This window comes from Spirosoma utsteinense (assembly GCF_014282275.1).
In the GTDB taxonomy this organism is placed as follows: domain Bacteria; phylum Bacteroidota; class Bacteroidia; order Cytophagales; family Spirosomataceae; genus Spirosoma; species Spirosoma utsteinense.
The window spans coordinates 183,234-205,724 of sequence record NZ_VFIA01000008.1; the positions used below are offsets into that span (position 1 = coordinate 183,234).

15 protein-coding genes and 1 rRNA gene are annotated in these 22,491 nt (G+C 49.2%); 10 read left to right on the top strand and 6 right to left on the bottom strand.

All coding sequences use genetic code 11. The features are described from left to right. Nucleotides 1-101 precede the first annotated feature (101 nt). Both FH603_RS08680 and FH603_RS08685 read left to right on the top strand, forming a co-directional pair. Entirely contained in the window at nt 102-2,792 is a 2,691-nt protein-coding gene (locus FH603_RS08680) for a valine--tRNA ligase (RefSeq protein WP_186737072.1), read from the top strand. Nucleotides 2,793-2,960: 168 nt separating this feature from the next. Further along, entirely contained in the window at nt 2,961-3,479 is a 519-nt protein-coding gene (locus FH603_RS08685; RefSeq protein ID WP_186737073.1) for a D-glycero-alpha-D-manno-heptose-1,7-bisphosphate 7-phosphatase, read from the top strand. Nucleotides 3,480-3,538: 59 nt separating this feature from the next. Here FH603_RS08685 and FH603_RS28935 read toward each other — a convergent pair whose 3' ends face one another. Both FH603_RS28935 and FH603_RS08690 read right to left on the bottom strand, forming a co-directional pair. Next, nucleotides 3,539-3,664 carry a hypothetical protein gene (locus tag FH603_RS28935; protein ID WP_262891301.1) on the bottom strand — a complete coding sequence of 42 codons (126 nt, stop codon included), beginning with the start codon at nt 3,662-3,664 and terminating at the stop codon, nt 3,539-3,541. A 143-nt stretch (nt 3,665-3,807) separates the two neighbouring features. Beyond that, complete coding sequence (locus FH603_RS08690; protein WP_186737074.1) at nt 3,808-5,301, bottom strand: type III PLP-dependent enzyme domain-containing protein; 1,494 nt, start codon at nt 5,299-5,301, stop codon at nt 3,808-3,810. A gap of 201 nt (nt 5,302-5,502) precedes the next feature. Here FH603_RS08690 and FH603_RS08695 point away from each other — a divergent pair, with 201 nt between their 5' ends. Both FH603_RS08695 and FH603_RS08700 read left to right on the top strand, forming a co-directional pair. Beyond that, on the top strand, nt 5,503-6,876 hold the full coding sequence (locus tag FH603_RS08695; RefSeq protein WP_186737075.1) for a UDP-N-acetylmuramate--L-alanine ligase: 1,374 nt from the start codon (nt 5,503-5,505) through the stop codon (nt 6,874-6,876). A 32-nt stretch (nt 6,877-6,908) separates the two neighbouring features. After that, nucleotides 6,909-7,469 (top strand): LOG family protein, encoded by a 561-nt coding sequence (locus FH603_RS08700; RefSeq protein WP_186737076.1) that lies wholly within the window; start codon nt 6,909-6,911, stop codon nt 7,467-7,469. Nucleotides 7,470-7,478: 9 nt separating this feature from the next. Here the strand turns inward: FH603_RS08700 and FH603_RS08705 are convergent, their stop codons facing one another. Next, nucleotides 7,479-8,213 (bottom strand): GAF domain-containing protein, encoded by a 735-nt coding sequence (locus tag FH603_RS08705; RefSeq protein WP_186737077.1) that lies wholly within the window; start codon nt 8,211-8,213, stop codon nt 7,479-7,481. A gap of 364 nt (nt 8,214-8,577) precedes the next feature. On the opposite strand from FH603_RS08705, the gene FH603_RS08710 reads away from it, so the two are divergent. The 6 genes from FH603_RS08710 to FH603_RS08735 all read left to right on the top strand — a co-directional run bounded on the left by FH603_RS08710 (nt 8,578) and on the right by FH603_RS08735 (nt 17,626). After that, a complete protein-coding gene (locus FH603_RS08710; protein WP_186737078.1) occupies nt 8,578-10,503 on the top strand; it encodes a response regulator in 1,926 nt (641 codons plus the stop codon). 90 nt (nt 10,504-10,593) lie between these two features. Continuing rightward, nucleotides 10,594-10,986: a response regulator gene (locus FH603_RS08715; protein WP_186737079.1), complete on the top strand. Its 393-nt coding sequence runs from the start codon at nt 10,594-10,596 to the stop codon at nt 10,984-10,986. 409 nt (nt 10,987-11,395) lie between these two features. Continuing rightward, nucleotides 11,396-14,857 (top strand): response regulator, encoded by a 3,462-nt coding sequence (locus FH603_RS08720; RefSeq protein ID WP_186737080.1) that lies wholly within the window; start codon nt 11,396-11,398, stop codon nt 14,855-14,857. A 7-nt stretch (nt 14,858-14,864) separates the two neighbouring features. After that, nucleotides 14,865-15,689 (top strand): CheR family methyltransferase, encoded by an 825-nt coding sequence (locus FH603_RS08725; RefSeq protein WP_186737081.1) that lies wholly within the window; start codon nt 14,865-14,867, stop codon nt 15,687-15,689. Nucleotides 15,690-15,788: 99 nt separating this feature from the next. Then, on the top strand, nt 15,789-16,901 hold the full coding sequence (locus FH603_RS08730; RefSeq protein WP_186737082.1) for a sensor histidine kinase: 1,113 nt from the start codon (nt 15,789-15,791) through the stop codon (nt 16,899-16,901). Between the two features lie 77 nt (nt 16,902-16,978). Then, nucleotides 16,979-17,626, top strand: coding sequence for a PepSY domain-containing protein (locus FH603_RS08735; RefSeq protein WP_317171304.1), 648 nt, complete (start codon nt 16,979-16,981; stop codon nt 17,624-17,626). A 37-nt stretch (nt 17,627-17,663) separates the two neighbouring features. Here the strand turns inward: FH603_RS08735 and FH603_RS08740 are convergent, their stop codons facing one another. The 3 genes from FH603_RS08740 to rrf form a co-directional block, all read right to left on the bottom strand. Beyond that, nucleotides 17,664-19,481 carry a glycoside hydrolase family 2 protein gene (locus FH603_RS08740; RefSeq protein WP_186737083.1) on the bottom strand — a complete coding sequence of 606 codons (1,818 nt, stop codon included), beginning with the start codon at nt 19,479-19,481 and terminating at the stop codon, nt 17,664-17,666. Between the two features lie 145 nt (nt 19,482-19,626). Beyond that, nucleotides 19,627-22,143 carry a glutaminase family protein gene (locus FH603_RS08745; RefSeq protein ID WP_186737084.1) on the bottom strand — a complete coding sequence of 839 codons (2,517 nt, stop codon included), beginning with the start codon at nt 22,141-22,143 and terminating at the stop codon, nt 19,627-19,629. Between the two features lie 232 nt (nt 22,144-22,375). Beyond that, a 5S ribosomal RNA gene (gene rrf / locus FH603_RS08750) occupies nt 22,376-22,486 on the bottom strand. Nucleotides 22,487-22,491 lie beyond the last annotated feature (5 nt).

Below are 22,491 nucleotides of genomic sequence, written 5' to 3' on the forward strand. Positions count from 1 at the left end.
CTAAAACGCGTGCGTGAACGATTCCTATCAGCAGCCCGTCCGGTATTTCCCGAGACGGGTTTATTTTTGCACTCCAAACGGGTTCGGCCCGCTCACTTCGAATGATCTCAAAGACATACGCACCCCAGGAAATTGAAGCTAAATGGTATCAGTATTGGCTCGATAACCAGTTTTTTAAATCGACACCCGACGAGCGCGAGCCGTATACCATCGTCATTCCGCCCCCGAACGTGACGGGCGTGTTGCACATGGGCCATATGCTTAACAACACGATTCAGGACGTGCTGGTCCGCAAAGCCCGTATGGAAGGCAAAAACGCGTGCTGGGTTGCGGGTACCGACCACGCCAGTATTGCTACCGAAGCGAAAGTCGTAGCCATGCTGGCCGAACGCGGCATCAGCAAAAAAGACCTGACGCGCGACGAATTTCTGGCCTATGCCTGGGAATGGAAAGAAAAGTACGGCGGCATCATTCTGTCGCAGCTCCGTAAGATCGGAGCTTCCTGCGACTGGGACCGCACGCGCTTCACGATGGAACCCGTTCTATACGACGCCGTGATCGACACATTTGTCGACCTCTACGAAAAAGGCAAGATATACCGGGGCGTTCGCATGGTCAACTGGGACCCGCAGGGAAAAACCGCCGTGTCTGACGAGGAGGTTATTACCAAAGAGGTTCAGCAGAAGCTGGTGTATATCCGCTACGCCATTGCCGGACAGCCCAACGAGTTTATCACCATCGCTACGGTTCGGCCGGAGACGATCATGGCCGATGCTGCTATTGCGGTCAATCCAGAGGACGAACGTTATAAACACCTGCACGGCAAAAAAGCCATTATCCCCCTCATCGACCGGGAGATTCCAATTATCACGGATGAATACGTGACGATGGATTTTGGAACGGGCTGTTTGAAAGTGACGCCTGCCCACGACCCGAACGACTACGCCCTCGGCATCAAGCACAACCTGCCCGTACTGGATATCCTCAACGACGACGGGACGCTGAACGAGAAAGCACAGATCCTGATTGGTCAGGATCGGTTTGCGGCCCGGAAAGCGGTTATCAAGCTGCTCGAAGAAGCGGGTAATCTGGAAAAAGCTGAAGACTACAAGTCGAACGTTGGTTTCTCGGAACGGACCAACGCCGTGATCGAGCCGAAGCTATCGTTGCAGTGGTTCCTGAAAATGGAAGAGCTGGCAAAACCAGCGCTGGAAAACGTGATGAATGACACTATCCAGCTGTATCCGCCCAAGTTCAAGAATATGTACCGGTCCTGGATGGAGAACGTGCATGACTGGTGTATCAGCCGCCAGTTGTGGTGGGGTCAGCGTATTCCGGCCTTTTACATGCAGGACGGAACCATCATTGTAGCCCGCAATAAGCACGAAGCGCTGGAGAAGGTACAGCACGAGAAGCTGCTTTTCGCCATGACCGAGGCCGACCTGACGCAGGACGAAGACGTACTCGATACCTGGTTTTCGTCGTGGCTGTGGCCTATGTCGGTCTTTCTGCCATCGGGCGACCCCAGTGATCCTAAAGCCGGACCAAACGATCTCGACTACTACTACCCAACCAATGACCTCGTTACGGCACCGGAAATTCTGTTTTTCTGGGTGGCCCGGATGATCATTGCCGGTTACGAATACAAAGGAGAAGCGCCGTTCAAAAATGTGTACCTGACCGGTATTGTCCGGGACAAGCAGGGACGTAAAATGTCCAAGTCGCTGGGCAACTCGCCCGATCCGCTCGACCTCATCGATCAGTACGGGGCCGATGGCGTTCGTACGGGCATGCTCTTCAGCTCCCCCGCCGGTAACGACTTGCCCTTCGATGAGAAGCTGGTAGAGCAGGGGCGTAACTTCAGCAACAAGATCTGGAACGCCTTCCGGCTGGTAAAAGGCTGGACGCTTGAAGATGCAGGAAAGGAGGATGCAGGAACGGAGAACGGAGGAGAGAGAGAGGAGAAAGCGGATTTGCCGTTGAAATGGTTCGAGGCCAAGCTAAACGCAACGCTGACGCAGATCGAAGACGATTTCAGCAAGTTCCGTATTTCCGATGCGTTGCAGGCTATTTATAAGTTAATCTGGGACGATTTCTGTTCGCAGTATCTAGAACTGATCAAACCCGCATTCGATACGGCCACCGGAACGGCTCAACCCATCGATCGGGCTACGTACGAAGCAACGATCAACTTCTTCGAGCGGCTCATGTGCCTGGCGCACCCCTTCATGCCATTCATTACGGAAGAGATCTGGCAGGAGATTCGGGAGCGCAAACACGGGGAGAGTATCTGCGTGGCTCCGTTCCCGCAGCCGGGGGCCATCGATATGTCGATCCTGACCAGTTTCGAGACGCTGTTCGAGGTTATCTCCAACGTGCGCAATATTCGGAATGCCAAGCAGATCTCGCCGAAAACCGCCTTGCCGCTGTCCATTAAAACCAGCCAGCCGGGACCGTTCCAGACACTCGAATCGCTGATTCAAAAAATGGCTAATGTATCGTCCATCAACTACGTCGATGAAAAATCGGGTGGGTTATCGTTCCTGATCAAAGGCGATGAGTTCTTTGTCGACATTGCCGGCGAGATCGACGTGGAGCAGGAGTTGGAAGCCACGCGCAAGGACCTGGAGTACCAGATTGGTTTTCGGGAATCAACCCTGAAAAAACTGTCGAACGAGCGGTTTGTCGCCAATGCTAAACCAGATGTGGTAGACCGCGAGCGACAGAAACTTGCCGATGCCGAAGCCAAAATTCAGGCTCTGGAACAACGGTTACAGGATTTGGCTCTGTAGTTGAGTGAACCTTACGTTGATGCGCGCTCACTGCCAGGATACTACAATTGGCGGTGAGCGCGAAATTCTTTCCGCTCCCTAAGTTTCATTACTATTTATCACGTAATACTACAAAAAGGTGCTTAAAAAATTGTACAATTGCTATTGAAACAGAACACGACTTCCTTGATGAACAAGTGCATATTCCTAGACCGTGATGGCGTATTGAATGAAGACCGAACAGATTATGTCTATCGGGTCGAAGATTTCATCATTCCAGAAGGCGTTCCTGAAGCATTGCGCGCATTAAAAGAGGCCGGCTATCTGCTGATCGTCATTACCAATCAGGCGGGCATTGCCAAGGGTCTATACACGCGCGCCGATGTGATGGCCTGCTACCAGTATCTACAGGACCAGTGTGATCACGTGATCGACGCCATTTACTACAGCCCGCATCATCCCGCCTACGATAGCCATTCGCTTACCCGCAAACCAGACTCACTGTTGCTGGAAAAGGCAATCGCCAAATACAATATTCTCCCCGACGAGTCCTGGATGATTGGCGATGCCCTGCGCGATATGCAGGCTGGCAAACGTGTTGGCGTTCGTACCGTACGTATTGCAGAAACAGTTCATCCTACACCCGAGTGCGACGGCTTTGCGCCAAACCTGCTCGAAGCGTCGCGGTTCGTACTCGCGCAGGCATAAAAAAAACGACTATCAGCCCTAGGAGCTGGTAGTCGTTTTTCAACAAATCGGTTCGTTTCTTACGCCCGAACCTGCGCCGACGCGGGTTTCTGTACGCTCCCGTAGGCCGGACACGAACTCTTGCGGGAACATGATCCAAGCGACAGGGTCGCCAGCACAGCACCAAAAATCAGTAGCTTTTTCATGAATACGTTAGCGTCTTTTTCTTAATTATCAGTCTATTAAACGAATATAGATAATAAAACGGTACATGATTCCTGAAAAACAGTGAGTCTACCGATAAACTCTTTTTAACCAACAACCGGATGGTGTTCGCTAAAAAGAGCAACTACCTTGCCACAATTGCTTCGGCTTCGGCCTCTTCCGTTTCTTCCCGCTCTTCGGCCGCTTCGGTAGCTTCCAGTTCGGTCATTCCGGGTTCGGCACCGCCATAGCCAAGAATTTTGAGCATCACTTCGCTGTTTTGCTCGGGTGCAAACAAACGAGTCCGCAAGTTGCCTTCATCGTCTTTGTCGACAATGACGTGCTGCGGGGCCGGAATCAGACAGTGTTGAATCCCCCCGTAGCCGCCCAGTGATTCCTGGTAAGCACCCGTGTGGAACAGTCCAATGTACTGGTCCTCGGCTTCCTGGTCAAAAATGGGCAGGTATAGGTCGGCACTGTGTGCTTCGGTATTGTAGAAATCGTGTGAGTCGCAGGTTAGGCCACCGAGGTTGACTTTCTGGTACGGATTTTCCCAGTTGTTGACCGACAGCATAATGTATTTCTGGCCCAGCCCCCACGAATCGGGTAATTGGGTAATGAACGACCCGTCGATCATGTACCACAGCTCTTTATCGTTCTGTAGTTTCTGGTCGATTACCCGGTAAATAACCGCGCCACTCTCGCCCACCGTAAATGAGCCAAACTCCGTAAAGATGTTCGGCACCGGTACGTTGTTCTTGTTACAGATCCACTGGATGCTTTCCACGATCTGGTCGATCATGGCCTGGTAATTATACGTGAACTGGAACGAGGTCTGGATAGGCATACCGCCCCCGATATCGATCGAGTCGAGATCAGGGCAGATTTTAGCCAGTTCGCAGTATTTGTACATGAACCGGCTTAGTTCACTCCAGTAATAGGCACTGTCTTTAATACCGGTGTTAATGAAAAAATGCAGCATTTTGAGCTTGAACCGCTCATTAGGCTGAATTTTGCTCCGGTACAATTCATTGACATCGCTATAGCGGATGCCCAGCCGCGACGTGTAAAAGTCGAAGGCAGGCTCTTCATCGGTGGCAATACGAATACCAAAGTTGACGGACTCAGCGGTTACCGAACTCTCATAGGCCTCAATTTCTTTGAGGTTGTCGAGTACCGGAATACAATTAACGAATCCTTCATTGATGAGTTCGCTGATGTACTGCGTATACAGCGGTCGTTTATAGCCGTTGCAAACGATGTAGGTGCTTTTTGATATCTTCCCGGACTTATACAACTCCCTCAGAATAGGAATATCGTAGGCAGAAGAGGTTTCGAGATGAACGTTATTCTTGAGTACTTCTTCGAGGACAAACTTGAAGTGGGATGATTTCGTACAGTAGCAGTACGTGTAGTTTCCCTTGTAGTTATACCGTTTCATGGCATTTCTGAACAGCAGTTTGGCATGTTCGATATGCTCGGTGATTTTCGGTAAGTACGTCAGTTTAAGGGGCGTACCATACTCTTTGACAATGTCCATCAAAGGGACGTTGTTGAACATCAGTTCATTATTCTCAACATTGAACTCCCGCGTAGGGAATTCGAATGTCTGATCAATCAGGTCATAGTATGTCTTCATCCCTACGTACGACGCATAAATTAGGGTTTGTGGTTATTAGAAAAACAGGCGCGAAAATGGCAACTCTACCGGTTCTTTCCAAGTAAAGTCTGATTGCAAGTTAGTCAACGAAAAAGAGGGGGGTTTGATTCGGAAATGATCGAAATTTAATACTCCCGAAATACGTCGTACTTTTGTGATTCGACACGACAAATATTCTGAATGCCTCAGGCCATCCACTTCATCTCCATCGGCGGCAGTGCCATGCACAATCTCGCCCTGGCACTCCAGCAGCAGGGGTATATCATTACCGGCTCCGACGACGAGATCTACGAACCATCCCGAACACGTTTGGCACAGCACGGCCTGCTCCCCGCCGAAATGGGCTGGTTTCCGGCCGCTATTCACGCGGGTCTGGATGCGGTTATCGTTGGTATGCACGCCCGAAAAGACAATCCGGAGCTGATCGAAGCCCAGGTGCTGGGATTGCCCATCTATTCCTATCCTGAATATATTTACCGGCAAAGCCAGCAGAAACAGCGGGTAGTCATTGCCGGCAGCCATGGCAAGACAACGATCACGGCCATGATCCTGCACGTGCTGAAGTATCACAACCGCACGTTCGATTACCTCGTTGGCGCGCAGATCGACGGGTTTGAAACGATGGCGAAGCTATCGCTCAACGCACCCGTCATTATCATTGAGGGTGACGAATACGGCTCCTCCCCCATTGATACACAACCCAAGTTTCTGCATTACCAACCGCACATTGCGCTAATCAGTGGTATTGCCTGGGACCATGTCAACATCTACCCAACCTGGGATCAATATGTTCACCAGTTTGAACTGCTGGCCGAAGGCATGCCAAAAGCGGGTATTCTGATCTTTGATGAGACCGACGATATGCTCGACATTATCGGTCAGAAAGAGCGTGCCGATATTACCAAGGTTCCCTACGAAGCGCATCCCAACGAAATTGTTGATGGGAAGACGTACCTCCTCACGAAACAGAAAAGCCGGATTCCAGTGCTCCTGTTTGGTGAGCATAACATGAAAAATATTGCCGGAGCAATGACCGTGCTCGATCGTATCGGCATTACAGACACCCAGTTCTACGAAGCGATTCCAACCTTCAAAGGGGCGGCCGGCCGGCTGGAAAAAGTAGCCAGCGCCGGAAACCGAATCCTGTTTCGTGATTTTGCCCACGCGCCTTCCAAAGTCGAAGCGACCACCGAAGCTGTTAAGCGACAGTATCCGGGCCGGAAACTACTGGCGGCTGTTGAACTACACACATTCAGTAGTTTGAACCGGGCGTTTCTGGATCAGTACAAGGGATGCCTGGATGCGGCCGACGAAGCGATCGTTTACTTCGACGCCCATACGTTTGCCGTTAAACGACTCGAACCGATCACGCCCGACGATGTCATTGCCGCCTTCGACCGACCCAAGCTGCGTGTCTTCACCGACACCCGTGAACTACAGGCCTATCTGGTTGAGCAGCATAACGCAGCCGATGTATTTCTTCTCATGAGCTCCGGTTCATTTGGCGGTCTGGAACTGAATGTGTTGGCGGAGAAATTGGTAACCGGCCTTTAGCCGTAACGCTACCCTACAAACCAAGCAAACTTGTGGCAACTCAAAGCATTGTTGTTTACTGCGCGTCGAGTCTCGGCGTGAATCCTGTTTATAATGAGGTGGCCGTCGAACTCGGTCAGAAAATGGCTGCCCGTAATATCCGGCTCATTTACGGGGGCGGTGGCTTCGGCCTGATGGGTAACGTGGCCGATGCCGTGCTGCAAAGCGGGGGTGAAGTGACGGGGGTCATCCCTAATTTTCTGGCCGATCTGGAAGTCGCGCACAACACCCTTACCGAAATTCACTTTGTAGAGACCATGCACGAGCGCAAATACCGCATGGTACAACTGGCAAAAGGGGTTATTGCGCTCCCCGGCGGTTATGGTACGCTCGACGAACTGTTCGAGATTCTGGCCTGGCGGCAGCTCAAGTTATACGAAGGGCCCATTGCTATTATTAATACCAACGGCTATTACGATCTTATACTTCAGCAACTCGACCGCATGGTCGCTGACGGTTTTCTGAAAGCTGAAAACCGTCAGCTGCTGCTGGTGGCCGAATCGGTCGATGAGGTATTGGAAATGATTGCCACCTTCTGGGACGATACGCTCTAAGTTATTTTCTCACGACTGGTTTTTAAACAGTTCCGGATCATCCAACATCCCCTGTATCGCCCGACCTGTTTGTTCGAGCGATTGCAGGTGTGTGACCTGGTTAGGCTGGGGATTAGTGCCCGATAAGGCCCGAATGTCGTTAAGCATCGGCTCTACCAGTGGTTTGAGCCGATAGGCCAGAAAACGCAGCAGGTTTCTTCGACCCACGGTGGCCTGATCGAGTTCGTGCTGAAGCTTGTCTCGTTCTGCTTTCGCTTTTCTTAACTCGAAATGCGTATTTACTAATCGAGCGAGCGATTTCAACGCAAGCAACTGATTGTCTGTCAGGGTACGGGGGCGGCTATCAATCACGCAGAGCGAGCCCAGTGCATAACCATCGTCGCTCGTTAAGGGAACGCCCGCATAGAATATAACATTAGGGATACCCGTCGTGAGAGGATTATCCGAAAAACGGTCGTCGAGCCGGGCATCGGGTACAACAAAAATTTCGTCCGGCTGTAAAATAGCATGAGCACAAAACGAGTGCTCACGGGGCGTTTCGCCCACTTTTAATCCCTGGCTTGACTTAAACCACTGCCTGTTAGCGTCGATCAGGCTAATGGATGATACAGGCGTCCGACATATTTCGGATGCCATTCGGGTTACGTCGTCATAAATGTCTTCGGCAGGCGTATCCAGCAGATTATGGTCTGCCAGCGCCTTAAGCCGGGCCTTCTCATTTTCAGGTAATGCAGCTGCTTTCATTCGTATTTAGTACATATGGTTTTGCTAATGCCCATTTTGGCCTGTCATTTCTTACTTGAATAATCAATACTTATCATACAATCCATAAGTCGTCAATTTAGATATTTCAACTATAATTTTTACAATTAAGATTATTATTTCACTCTATCTTGACAAAAATTAGCATAAATAGTTATTCTTTTAATTTTTCAGTTACTAAATAAGCAGGCAATGATGTTTTGCACTTACGGTACAATAGGTGACTATTTCATAAAAATATGGTCATGTCATAGTGCTCATGACTTTTTGGTCATTTCGATTGGGACAAGTCATTCGCTACGATCAATACAGGTTTGCACCTTTCAAACCAGGTATCGACCCTTTTATGAAAAGAGCTATTCAGCATCGAATCATATACCTATGGCCAATAGCCATTTTAGGTATAATCACGCTGCTCCTGGCAGTACGGCACTACTACGAAGCGATCACCTCTGGTTCATTACGGGCAGGCAGCCAATCGGTTGTGCTGACCCGTAACCTGGTCGATTTCCAGGCAATGATCCATCGGCGGTTGACGGCCATGTATACCGGCAATACGATTGTCGATGGTTTAGTACTTTTGCTAACGACCGGCCTGCTGTATTTTTTTTACCGCACCATACGCCGTCAGGAAAATCTTACCAGACAGGTCATTGAGCATAAAAAAGAACTGACTCGATACCTGGATACCATCCCGGCGGGGGTAGTCGTACTCAATGCGGATCGACAGATCGTATTTATGAACAGCGCTGGCCAGCAATTGATCGACCTGCCACCGTCGACGAAACCCGTAATGCTATCAGACTGGGTTACGCAGCTTCGGCTAGCACCGGCCAGCACCGATCAACCTCAGGAACCGATTGAATTGTCCTTGAATCGGGCCCTGCGGGGTGAAGCGGTCTTTGTCGGTGACCTAGTGGTAGAGACCAGCACCGGTAAACGAGCTACTGCTATGCATGCCCGGCCACTTTACAACGAAGAGGGCGATTACCTCTCTGGTGCCATCGCTACTTTCTATGACTGCTCAGAAGCTAATGGGCAAAAGACCACGGAGTTGACGCAGGCACACATCATTACCGAACGGGCACCAACGGAACGAGAAATATCCCTGGGAAACATCGGCTACGATAGCCGTAAAGCAGTTGACGCACTGGTGGAATTCAGGGAATTGTTGTATCAGCAGAAAACCGGATTCGACGTTTATACGTACGTAGATAAAATTTGCACTTCAGGTAATAACCTACTGGTGCAGATCAACGAACTACTGGACAAACCCGGCCTTAAATCAGGTCTGTTGAGACTGGAACCTGCGCCTGCTGCTCTTGCTGATATACTACAGAGCGTTGCCGCCGATTTACCTCTGGTAACGCTCATGAACGAGACTGTACGTGTGCAAAGCATTCCGGGTCAGGGAACCACGTTTATGGTCCATATTCCCTTCGATTTGGCGGTAACCGGAACACCAGTGCCGCCCCAGCCAATACCAGCCGCAGTGTCTCACGATCAATCGACGAGCATAAAGGTTCTGGTGGTAGAAGATGATGTCATGAACCAGCGCGTTCTGGAAGGCTATTTACAAGGGCATCGGGTAAAAACAGTAATCGCCAATAACGGTCTGGAAGCAATAGAAATTCTGAGAAACGAATCGTTTGCTCTCATTTTCATGGATGTTCAAATGCCTGAAATGGATGGTTACACGGCCACCGAAACCATTCGACAACAATTGGTACTACATACACCTATTATTGCCATGACGGCCTGCACAACGGCGAGTGAATATGAGCGCTGTCTGGCGGTTGGTATGAACGATTATCTGGCCAAGCCTATTCGTATGCACCAGTTGAATAATGTACTGGCTCGCTTTGTGCCTACACTTACACTGGAGAGCAGAAATAACACAATGAACACTACAGACAATATTGGGGCACATATAATCCACGTGAGTTACCTGGACGAACTTATTGATGGTGATAACGAACTGTTAGGGGAGTTGGTCGAGCTGTTCAGGCGTGATCTTGATTCTTACCGGCAAACCTTGTTCGGGGCGGCAGAACGGAATGACAACGAACTCTTTAGACAGACCTCTCATAAGTTTCGCTCGTCCATAAACTCCTTGGCAATGCTGGACGTAGCAAAAAAACTGAAGCAGATGGAATCAGATTACCCCGTTGATAATCTGGCTGTAATTGACCAATTAAGTATTGTCTTTCAGGAAATTAACGAGGGTTTATTATTCCTGAAGAAACGCTTAACCACATCGGGATATACCTGATCAACCTCATTATATTTTGTTACTTAAATTTTATTACCGTATCTTTTATGTAAATTTTATATTAGCCAGTTTTATACTACTTACTGTAGCATGAATGTCAAACCAGCTACCACCTCTCAAACAATTCTGATTGCTGAAGATGAAGCGTTTGTTATGAAGATGATGATGTATTGTCTACAGAAAGCAGGTTATACGCTACTAGCGGCTACCGATGGTAAAGAGGCCCTGGATTGTTTACGTACAACGTCTCCCGATCTGGTCATTACTGACCTGATGATGCCTTATCACAATGGCCTGGAAGTTCTGAACTATGTAAAAACAACTGTAAATTCTTCTATTCCTGTTATCATACTCTCGGCCTCAGGGCAGGAATCGATCATACAACAAGCGTTCGAGTTAGGTGCCAGTGAGTATATAACCAAGCCATTCATGCCGAATGATCTGATCAACGTCGTGAAAAAATACTTAAGTAATGGCCTTTGAGCCTGCTCACACGCTATAGGCTGGACCAGAGCCAGAAGTAATCTAAAGCATCACCTGATCCGCTTACAGGCTTGATAACGAGGCTTTAAGAAAAGGAATTGATTTATTTTATTAGTAATCAGGCAAGGAGTTTTATCATTTATACTATCAAGTGAACCAGCGCTGCAAATACTATTGCTGTACCAAAAAGTCATAATATACTTATTGTTTACTCATTAGATAATAAATTAATATATTTACATCAAGTTTTAACCACCGTAGCTTTTTCTAAAGATAAAGAACCCGTCTTTTCCAGTGTGAAAATGGGTAACCTGGCCCCATAAGGAATGGCCTTGCTGCTCACCTTACTCGACAAAGGGCCCTGGTCATACCCTCTTTCCCCGACACGCATGTCCCACGTTTCCTGCTAATGAATTTTTCTCCGATAACCCGCTTATACGTTGGTTTCATAACAGCAATTCTGCTGGTCATTATAATTGGAATCCTGTCGTTCAAAACGTTTCAACGGCAATCCCTGGCAGGTGGCATGGTTAGGCACACGTATCAGGTTTTAAATAGAGCCGAAACAATACACAGGCTATTGGGTGACATGGAATCCGGGCGGAGGGGGTTCCGGAGTACCGGTAACCGGCGTTTTCTACAGCCTTTTCAGACAGCATCCAGGGTCGTTGGACCAACGATTGATGAGTTAAAAATCCTGGTTTCCGACAATCCGCCCCAACTAAAACGGGCTTACAGTATCGAATCCAACACCGCAACCCTACTGAACTTCTGGCGATCGCTGGACAAGCAGGGAATGACGATCAATCGCAATAGCCAGACCGATATTACGAATGTAACGACGCAGGAAAAAGAGTATACCGACTTTATACACACTCAGTTAACTCAACTCATGAAGGTTGAGGAGACACTGTTGGCCAAACGCCAGAAAGCAGATACCCAGGCCATTGAGCAGTCTACCTACGAATTGTTGCTGGGTACTTTACTGACGCTGCTCATTGTAAGCTGGCTTATTTACCTGACAGTTAGGGAGTTCCGGGGCAATCGAAAAGCAGAAGAATTACTTCAGGAAAATTTCAGGGAACTGGAGCAACTCAATCTGGCAGGAACCGAGAAAAACTGGTTGCTAACGGGCATATCGGCGGTCAATGATCGGTTGCAGGACATAACCGACGCGTCATCGTTGACTCAATCAATTCTGCAAACCCTGTCTAATTATCTGAACATCCCTGCCAGCGCTTTTTACTGCTTCAATGAAGACAAGCAGGAACTTCAGATGAATGCCTCGATAGCACTGCCCGATCAGGTCAAACGGTCCTATCAACTGGGAGAAAGCCTGATTGGCCAGGCCGCACTGGGCCGATCAATGACCATTACCAACCACGTACCAGCCCACTACTGGGTTATTCAGGCGGGTAGCGGGCAAGCCACACCCGGCCAGATTGTATGCATGCCTCTCTGGTACAATCAGCAGTTAAAGGGCGTTTTGGAACTGTCTTCCTTCAAGCCCCTCGACGAGCAGGCACTTCGCCTGCTCAAAGCCATCGCAAACAACATCGCTGTAGCCATCAATGCAGCCGACGGCCATGCCAAAGTTATGCACTTGTTACAAACGGTGCAGGAGCAAAAAGAAGAATTGAGCAATCAGCAGGAAGAGCTTCAGCAGTCAAATGAAGAACTGCTGCGGCAAGCCGAAATATTACAGGCGTCGGAAGAAGAACTGAAAGTTCAGGAAGAAGAACTTCGGGAGATCAATGCTGAGTTGAAAGAACGAAATCGAACTATTGAAGTTGCCAGGCAGGATATACTGGTCAAAGCAAAAGAGCTGGAAACCAACAGCAAATACAAATCTGAATTCCTGGCCAATATGTCACACGAACTCCGCACACCGCTCAACAGTGTGCTGATCTTGGCGCGACTACTGGCCGACAACAAAAGCAGCAATCTAACCGACAAACAGACCGAGTACGCCAACATCATCCACAGGTCCGGGACCGATCTGCTGGACCTCATCAACGACATTCTGGACCTGTCGAAAATTGAAGCGGGTAAAATCGATTTGTTCATCGAGCCCGTTCCTGTTAGTAGTGTTGCCCGGGATATAGGTCAGTTATTCACGGTAGTAGCCGAAGAAAAAGGCGTGCAGCTGGTCACCGTCGTTGGCGACGGAGTACCCGCGTCCTTCCAGACGGACCGGCAGCGGATAGGGCAGGTTATTAAGAACCTGCTCTCCAATGCCTTTAAGTTCACACCTAAAGGCGGCTCTGTCACCTTGTCATTCCATCTTGAAGAACGGCCCGGCAAGCAGTCGGCGACGACTCAGCCAACCATTGCCATTGCTGTTACCGATACCGGCATTGGCATTGCCCCCGAAAAACAACAGCTTATTTTCGAAGCGTTTCAGCAAGCCGACGGATCGACCAGTCGTAAATTTGGTGGCACTGGCCTGGGATTATCGATTAGTAAAGAACTGATTCGGAAACTGGGCGGAGAGCTGGGCCTGCAAAGTGAGCCCGGCAAAGGCAGTACATTTACCATTTACCTGCCCGTCGACATGTCGGAGGAGATTACCCTCCTGCCGGCTTCTACCAGCAGTAGCCACCTCCAGCCTGTAGTGGCGCCACCAGCATCAGTAGACGTCCCGAAACCTCAGCCGGTAGCAGATGATCGCCATGCTATTGAACCGGGTGATATGGTCATACTCATTGTTGAAGATGACCCCAATTTTGCGAGTATTGTCCGGGATTTTGCCCGGGAAAAGAACTATAAAACGATTGTTGCCTTACAGGGCGACGAGGGGCTGCAATGTGCCCGGCAATATAAACCGTCGGCTATCATTCTTGATATTGGCCTGCCGATAGTGAATGGATGGGACTTGCTGAAAATGCTGCAGAGTGACGACGCGCTGAAACACATTCCCGTTCATATTATTTCGGCAATGGACGAGTCGCCGTCGCTACCCGACAACGTACTGGCCTACGCCACCAAGCCCATTCAGCAAAAAGATCTGGAGGGCATATTGGGCATTATCAGCAAACAGTTGAACGAGGGCGGCAAAAAAGTACTGCTGCTATCGGGTAGCCATTTGACCCGGGGGTCGATCGATCCGTTGCTCAATGAACGGCAGTTCGACCTGCTTTGTGACTATGCCGACTCGGCCGACTCGGCCAGCAAGCTATTGAGCCAGCAGGTCTATAATTGCATCATTGCCGACATTGGTGATAACGTAGAGCAAGGTATTCAGGATTTGCAGGCTATTCAGGCCGCCGTGTCACCACGTCAGATACCTATTATCATCTACCTCGACAAAGACCTGACGGCCGATCATGAGCGCCAGCTCAATAAAATTTCGCAAATCCTCATTCGCGACTCATTTCTGGCTAAAAACCGGCTAATGGATGAGCTGGAATTGTTTTTTTACAAAGTACAGTCTGTCAAACAACGGCCGCAGCCGCAACCGCAGCCGTATAGCGACACGAATTCGATTGATACGACGCTGACGGGTCGAAAAGTGTTACTGGTCGACGACGACATGCGTAATGTATTCGCGCTGAGCACCCTCCTTGAATCTCAGCAGATGACCGTTGTAACAGCCGGTGACGGGCAGGAAGCACTGGACCTCCTGCAGCAACATACCGATATTGATCTGGTTCTGATGGATGTGATGATGCCGAACATGGACGGCTACGAAGCCACCCGGCACATTCGTAAAAACCAGCGCTATCTGGATCTGCCTGTGATTGCACTGACCGCGAAAGCGATGGCCGGCGACCGCGAAAAATGCATTGAAGCGGGCGCTTCCGACTATATTACCAAGCCGGTCGACAATGGGCAACTGGTTTCACTCATGCGTGTCTGGCTAACTCATTAGCGGTATTATGATTCTCCAAAAAGCAATCACTACCAGCGAATTAGATGAGCTACTGGCTTTATTAAGGCATCACTACGGCTATGACTTTAGCAATTACGCGCGGGCGTCGTTCCAACGGCAAGTGCTGCGCTGTATGGAAAAATCCGATATCCATACCGGTCCAGCTCTGATCAGTAAACTTCTGAACGAGAAACCATTTTTCGACTGGTTTCTGGAATCGGTGACGGTAAACGTTACCGAAATGTTTCGCGACCCAGGGTTTTACTCCGATATGCGAACCCGTATAATTCCAACGCTGGCTTCCTATCCGGTTATCAAAATATGGCATGCAGGCTGCGCTACGGGCGAAGAAGTATACTCTATGGCCATTCTGTTATGGGAAGCTGGCTTACTGAATCGAACCCGCATCTACGCTACCGACATAAACCCGACAAACCTGGAGAAGGCACGTCAGGGCATCATCTCGCTGAAAGCGATGAAAGAGTACACCGTGAATTACCGGATGTCGGGCGGCACAAACGACTTCTCATCCTATTATACCGCCCGGTATAACCATGCGATCATTCGGAGTGAACTACGGAAAAATATCGTATTCCTACAGCATAACCTGGTTACCGACCAGGTCTTTAATGAATTTCATCTGGTCTGCTGCCGCAATGTCCTCATTTATTTCAACCATGACCTGCAAAACCGGGTCTTTCGCCTGTTTTACGACAGCCTGGCCCCATTGGGATACCTCGCTCTTGGCCTGAAAGAATCGCTGCTGATGACCGATATCCGACCGCAGTTTGACCCGATAGGCTCAGCCAAACTGTTTCGCAGGAAAACATAGTTTTCGAATCGTCTTTACCCGCTGGCTACCACGATCGTAAGCAGCGCATACCACCCTGTTTTCAATAACCACTCACCTACAGACATTTTGACTCAGCCTATGCCTATTCTTGACTCATACAATGAATTTACGATTCTATTGGTCGACGACCGGCCAGAGAACCTCATTTCACTGGAAGAAATGCTTGAAAAAGAAGGTCGGGTATTTATCAAAGCCACATCGGGTAACGAAGCACTGCGGCATGTTTTGAAAAATGACCGAATTGGCCTTATCATGCTCGATGTACAGATGCCTGGTATGGACGGGTTTGAAGTAGCCAAGATATTGAAGTCGAATCCTCGGACAAATGATATTTCTATCATATTTGTTACGGCGCTCAGTAAGGAAGAGCAATACGTGAGGAAGGGATTCGAGGAAGGCGCTGTCGATTACCTGCAAAAACCACTTGACATTAGTGTTACGCGCGCTAAAGTCAATGTATTCGAACGGCTTTTCTCTCACCAGCGCGATCTGAAACGAACGGCCAACCAACTGGAAACGATCAACAAGCAGCTAGAAAAATTTGTATACGTTGTGGCTCATGATCTCAAATCACCCCTCACGGGCTTGATTGCAGCCTTATCCATCTTGGAGATGAATAATGAGGATAATGATACCAGTGCAGAGGCTAATGAGTATGCGGGTTATGCCAAATCGGCCGCTTACCATATGTCCGATATGATTAACGATCTGTTGGACTACTCGCGTAAAAGCATGGCTGAGCAGACAATAGAAGATGTTAACGTATTGGAATTACTGAACCAGATGGCGCACTTACTGTTCCTGCCCCGGCATATCCGGCTTACCATTCAGGAACCGATGCCAATACTGAGAACCCGTAAGCTGAAACTCCAGCAGGTGTTCCAGAACCTGATCAGCAACGCAGTCAAGTATAACGACAAACCTGTTGGCCTGATCGAAGTGGGGGCGGTAGATGCCGGCAACTCCGTTGAGTTTTATGTTCGCGACAATGGGCCCGGCGTTTCCAAATCGGATCAGCAGTCGATTTTCAATCTATTCCAAACGGCCAGTGCAGCCCCTACCATTGCCGAAAGCAGCACTGGCGTCGGACTGAATATCCTTAAAATGCTGGTTGAAGAACAGGGTGGCAAAATCCGCATCGAGTCGGAACTGGGCCAGGGAGCTACATTCTTTTTTACCTGGAGCAAATAAAGCGGTCCGATACTTATTTGTTTCTCCAATAAACAGTTGGTCTTTTTTCTACACTCCGGCCAGCGACTGTAGCTGCTGTGTCTCGGCGTATCTTTGTCGATACGCTCAAACACGCACTGCTTATTCGTATGGCCACGAAAGATGGGAAAGACCGCTCACGGAGACTTCGTTTCTACCGAAAAGTCCACGGTGTTCTGGGCGGAGCACTATTCATTTTCTTTATACTTATGGCAGGTACAGGACTGCTACTGGGTTGGAAAAAGCATTCGGGTGGACTATTGCTGGCCAAATCGTATACAGGCGTGTCGGTCGATCCGAAAACGTGGCTGCCTGTCGATTCATTACAACAGATCGCGTTTAGAACCCTGCGCGACTCCGTTTCGAGCGAGTTATCGACTAAACTGGACCGAATCGACATTCGCCCGCAAAAGGGTATGGTAAAATTTGTGTTTGCCGATCACTACTGGGGCGTTCAACTTGATTGTAGTACGGGTCAGGTACTGCATATTGAGCGCCGTCGATCCGATTTCATCGAACATTTGCATGATGGTTCGTACCTCGACTCGCTACTAGAAATCGGGGACGAACCGGTTAAATTGCTGTATACAACAAGTATGGGCGTTTCGCTCCTGTTGTTTTCCATAACCGGTTACTACCTGTATTATGGACCTAAACAGATTAGAAAACAGAAACTGACCCGACCAGCGAAACCAGCCGCGGGATAGACATGATAGCGTCAACGCTTACCGGCAAATTGACCAGTTACTTTTTGAACAAGGGTGCGTGGATCTTTTGTAGTGTTTCAACCGGTATTTTAATAACCTCCCGGTCGTAGGTGAGCAGGCCGTTTACTTCCCCTTCTACGTCTGTTGTTTGGGTATAAACAGCTGCTGAGAGCGCTCCTTTCCGATAATACTCGACAATTTTAGCGTATTTCTTCTGATAAGCTTTCAGGACCGCGTCAGCTGATTGATAGGTTTGATAGCCCCAGTTGCGCATGCCTGGATTCCAGAGATGCCCCTGAATGGGCCAGCCTATCCCGCCAAACTCTCCGATCACGACCACTCGGTTAGTTTTTGGCTCCGGAGCCCGGGGTTCCACTTCGTAGGTATGGATATCGTAAAAATCGCCCGCGCCCCGGTCGTTCCAACCACTGGCTGCGTTAACAACCCGGCTCGGATCCAGCCCTTTTACCCAGGCCGACAGTCGTTCATTATCATACTGACCCCACCCTTCGTTATGCACTACCCACGTGACAATGCTGGGATGGCTGTGCAACTGATTCATCATTCGGCGAAGTTCCAACTCGAACTGCTCTTTTCCTTTCGACCGGCGTAACGGTTCCGACTGATCGCCGGGCTCTTCGTTCTGCCCTTCCAGAAAGCCGGAAGGCATATCCTGCCAGACGAGCATACCCAGTTTATCGCAAAGATAATAGTACCGATCCGGCTCAACCTTGATGTGCTTACGCAACATATTAAAGCCCGATCTTTTCAGGAAGTCAATCTCGAACGTCATCGCTGCTTCAGACGGCGGGGTTAGCAAGCTACCAGGCCACCATCCCTGATCCAGCGGTCCGTTCTGAAAAACAAACGTATTATTAAGCAGGAGTACTGGCTGATTGGCTATTGGACCCGGTCCAACAGCTATCTTACGCATGGCAAAATAGCCTGTCACTTCATCAATTGGATTACCCGTTACAACGGCCCTGGCGTAGGTTACCCGGATTGCCTCATCCTGACGCGGACGTTTGTTACGGGGCGTATCGCCAAATGGATCCGTGACCGTTACCAGCTCGGCTTTGAGATCGTAGAGGAAGGGACTATCGGGCGACCAGAGCCTGGGATTTTGTACTGGCAGATAAGCTGTTTTACCCGATCGAACGAGGGTTGACGCTATTGATCGGTTACCCTCCATAGCTGTCAGGCGGATGGCCGTCGTCGCGTTATCGGCCGGCTGGTTGAGTAAAACATCAACCCGTATCCGGCCGGAATCTACTTCAGGCGTTAGCCGAACCTCCTCAATATAGTGTTGTTTCGGCACCGGCTCCATCCAGACCGTTTGCCATATACCCGAAACCGGTGTATACCAGATACTATTTGGATTCATGAGTTGCTTGCCCCGTGGCTGTTCACCCATCGATGTAGGGTCTGTTACACCCAAGAGAAACTGATTCTGGCCAGCGTTGAGATAGTCGGTTATATCGAAGCTAAACGCATCAGAACCGCCCGTATGCGATCCAACCAGGCCACCGTTGATCCACAGACTGCATTCATAATCAACAGCGCCAAAATGAAGCAGAACCCGCTGACCAGCCCAGTTGCCGGGTATGCTTACCGACCGCCGATACCAAAGCCGCTGATCGGGCATTAATGACTTTGTTACTTTCGAAACAGTCGATTCCAACGCAAATGGTACCAGAATCTGGCCACTAAAAGTGGTTGGTGCCGGAGCTGTTCGGGCAGTAATGGCATAATCCCACATACCATTCAGGTTCTGCCACTGTTTGCGCACCATTTGCGGACGGGGATATTCGCGCCAGGCATTTTCTGCCGTGACTTGCTTTTCCCAACGGCTCATTATCGGAGCGGTACCCACGGTGAGTGATTGAACTCTTGTCTGCGCAAAAGACAACGAGTTTATAGCAAGCAGCACTAGCCCAGTCAGAGCCACTATTCGTTGATGCATTATCATTGGCGTGTCGATTGTCGTTATGTCTCTGTATCTATTTCTTTGGTGTAAGCCCCCCATCCAGCATTTTGATAAAATAACCGCCTACAACCGAGCGTGCCTGAAAACCGACCTGCTTTGCATTCGTCGTTTCGTGCCAATCGGTCAATGGTACACGGCTGGGAGTCTCGTTGGCGAACCGCCAAACGGGCTTAATGAATGCCTGGAAATCGGTGTTTGAATCAGCCAAAGTGGCCGTCCACATAATCCAGTCCGACTTTGTATACGTTTTTCGGCTGTCCAGCGGCAGGCCATAAGGCTCCTGTTTGGTTAGATAGTAGGCAATTTCCTGCTGTGCCAAGGTTTTCGGAAAGACATTCAGACCCAATAATTTGTCCCAAACCAGATTGTACTTCTGGCTCCAGGTATCAGCCGCGTTTTCAAAGGTCAGATCAAAATGAGCCTTGCGTCCTTCAGTATGATCGGCAGCCAATCGTTGCCAGTTGACTGCCATATCACGGGCTGTTTTAAAATACGTCTCTGCGGTTGCTTTGTCACCCAGTTTAGCCGCCATCTGCCCATATGCCGCAATCCCCAGAATAGCTTTCACCGACAGATTGGCGTTGCGGGCGATGTGACCCGCGAAGTCATCGGTACAGAGTTGATTGGTTGGATCGAAACCTTCTTTTTTCAAATACTCGACCCATGTTGTCAGGGTTTTCCAATGCTGCTTCGCGTAATCGGCGTTACCCTCGACACCTGTGATGGCGCCCGCCAGCAAAAGCATATTACCACATTCTTCGACTGGCATGTCTTCGCCATAGGTTTGCCCATTCGCTAACGGATAAGTTCCAACGTCATGTGCAGCGAAGGGCTTGGTCCATTTCCCACTTTCAGAGTACTGGAAAATTGGCTCCATCATACCTTTTAGCAAAGTTGGGTTATAGAGCAGAAAAAGCGGAGCCGAAGGGTAGGTGATGTCTACGGTACCAATCGAGCCATTTGAAAAATTCTCTTTGGAAAAAAATAACACTTCACCCTTTGGTCCCGCCACAACTTTATGAGCTGAAATGGCCTGCCGATAAGCCAGGGCACATAAGTCAGCATATTGCTTCCCCCCTGCTTTTTGCGCATCAGCATATAATTTGTCGTCAAAAACACGGCTTTTCTGCTGTAGGCGGCTGTAGTCTTTTTCGGCAGTCTGTAGCAGAACCGGCATTGTCATTTTCTCGTCGCGACGCCACCAGGCCCGCAGATTTTTACCAAAATACTGTACTGAGTATAGGTCATCATAAGCCAACATAAGGTGTTTCTGTACAGGAGACGTACCAACAGACCCAATAGAGATACTAGCTGCAAGTCCAAAGTCGCTTGCCGGGCCGCTTGCCTCTTTACCAGCGGCTACTATTCCTTTACTTACAAAGTTGTTTTTCAACTCATTTATTGAGCCAGGTACCAGCTGCGTGCCTGCCTGTTGCGGTACGGCCAGATACGCATAGCCCCAATCGATGCGGATATTGTCCCCTTTTTTTTCCAGTACCGGCTGTTGCTTTGTACCCATAGCCAGCCAGTGCAGTCCAGACGTATTGCCCGCATTTGCAACCATACGCTGATCTACTGTATTAGCTGCCAGAGTTCCAGCAACACCGACATAGACCTGAACTTTGTGTGGCTTTCCATCACTGGAGCGCGCTGTAAATGTAAGATACGTGACGGGCCGCGCTACCACTTCCAATTCATCCAACAACAGGGGAGACAGAAAGGTGAGCATCAGGTTAACGGACCCAGCCATAAACGTATACTCTGTTTGGGTAGCCGTTACGGTAACCGCGGTCTGAGTAGCGGGTGTCATCACAGAGAAACTAACCGGCGTAACGATGCCAACATCGATAAAAGAACCACCCCTGGGGCTTGTGCAATGAACAGCTAAGACGTTTTTTCCCGTTCGCAGCGCTTTCTGGCCCTCTTGAGACAAAGGGAGATTAATATATTCGCTGAGATATCCTGATCGGGTAAGAATTTTAATCCCATTTAGATAGACCTCTACATCGTCATCATGATTTATTGACAGCAGGAGTTTGGCAGGGTCCGATTTTCCGTCATAATTGAATTCACGCCGGATGTAAATACCCTCCTTATTGGTTTGACTACTAGCCCAACGGGTTTTAGCTTCAGGAGTATCGCCAAACGGTCCTTGCCCGGAAGCCCAGCCTTTGGCATTGAAATCAGTCTTTTCCCAAGAATTCCCCGGCTTATCAAACGTGTATTGTGCGTTGTAAGACTGGGACTCGCCCGTTGGTAAGATTGCCCGGTAAGCCGGTGGCGCAGCTCCCAGAAACTGGTATGATTTACCATCAACCCGGACAATACCTTCTAGCGATTGCGCTTTGCCAGTCCAGTGTTTCGTTGGCGAATCAGTTAATTTATCGGTTGTACTCCAAACACTAAAATAAGGATCGTGAGTTATGAGCGGATAAGCAGGTGGGCGTAACGTTTGCGCACAGCTAAGGCTATTAATTACAAGTAATGATAGGAGACATAAGACTGGTACAAATACGCTTTTTCGTTGCATATGTGACGTTGATTATTGGTCAGGAAAAGGCATAACACCATCATAAACCAGATGCTAAGCAACCTTTACTTGCTTAAATGACAAAAATCAACGCTTTATCCCTTCTTAACTGTAGCGTAGCAAACTATACAACATATCACTACAGACTACATCTGACAATGGAGATGCTTTATAAACGCGAAAAGCCGTCCATCTCTCGATGAACGGCTCTCTCTTCGCTTCTCGTGTCAACAGGTAGCACCTTCCTACTCTCCCGCCTTTGACGGCAGTACCATCGGCAGTACGGGGCTTAACGGCTCTGTTCGAAATGGAAGAGGTGAACACCCGCCTTACCAGCACCAACCTGAT

Bases quoted from the DNA above. Each gene is read 5' to 3' on its own strand.
- FH603_RS08680 (WP_186737072.1), top strand. From the start codon at position 102: ATGATCTCAAAGACATACGCACCCCAGGAAATTGAAGCTAAATGGTAT.
- FH603_RS08685 (WP_186737073.1), top strand. From the start codon at position 2,961: ATGAACAAGTGCATATTCCTAGACCGTGATGGCGTATTGAATGAAGAC.
- FH603_RS28935 (WP_262891301.1), bottom strand. From the start codon at position 3,664: ATGAAAAAGCTACTGATTTTTGGTGCTGTGCTGGCGACCCTGTCGCTT.
- FH603_RS08690 (WP_186737074.1), bottom strand. From the start codon at position 5,301: ATGAAGACATACTATGACCTGATTGATCAGACATTCGAATTCCCTACG.
- FH603_RS08695 (WP_186737075.1), top strand. From the start codon at position 5,503: ATGCCTCAGGCCATCCACTTCATCTCCATCGGCGGCAGTGCCATGCAC.
- FH603_RS08705 (WP_186737077.1), bottom strand. From the start codon at position 8,213: ATGAAAGCAGCTGCATTACCTGAAAATGAGAAGGCCCGGCTTAAGGCG.
- FH603_RS08710 (WP_186737078.1), top strand. From the start codon at position 8,578: ATGAAAAGAGCTATTCAGCATCGAATCATATACCTATGGCCAATAGCC.
- FH603_RS08715 (WP_186737079.1), top strand. From the start codon at position 10,594: ATGAATGTCAAACCAGCTACCACCTCTCAAACAATTCTGATTGCTGAA.
- FH603_RS08720 (WP_186737080.1), top strand. From the start codon at position 11,396: ATGAATTTTTCTCCGATAACCCGCTTATACGTTGGTTTCATAACAGCA.
- FH603_RS08725 (WP_186737081.1), top strand. From the start codon at position 14,865: ATGATTCTCCAAAAAGCAATCACTACCAGCGAATTAGATGAGCTACTG.
- FH603_RS08730 (WP_186737082.1), top strand. From the start codon at position 15,789: ATGCCTATTCTTGACTCATACAATGAATTTACGATTCTATTGGTCGAC.
- FH603_RS08740 (WP_186737083.1), bottom strand. From the start codon at position 19,481: ATGAGCCGTTGGGAAAAGCAAGTCACGGCAGAAAATGCCTGGCGCGAA.
- FH603_RS08745 (WP_186737084.1), bottom strand. From the start codon at position 22,143: ATGCAACGAAAAAGCGTATTTGTACCAGTCTTATGTCTCCTATCATTA.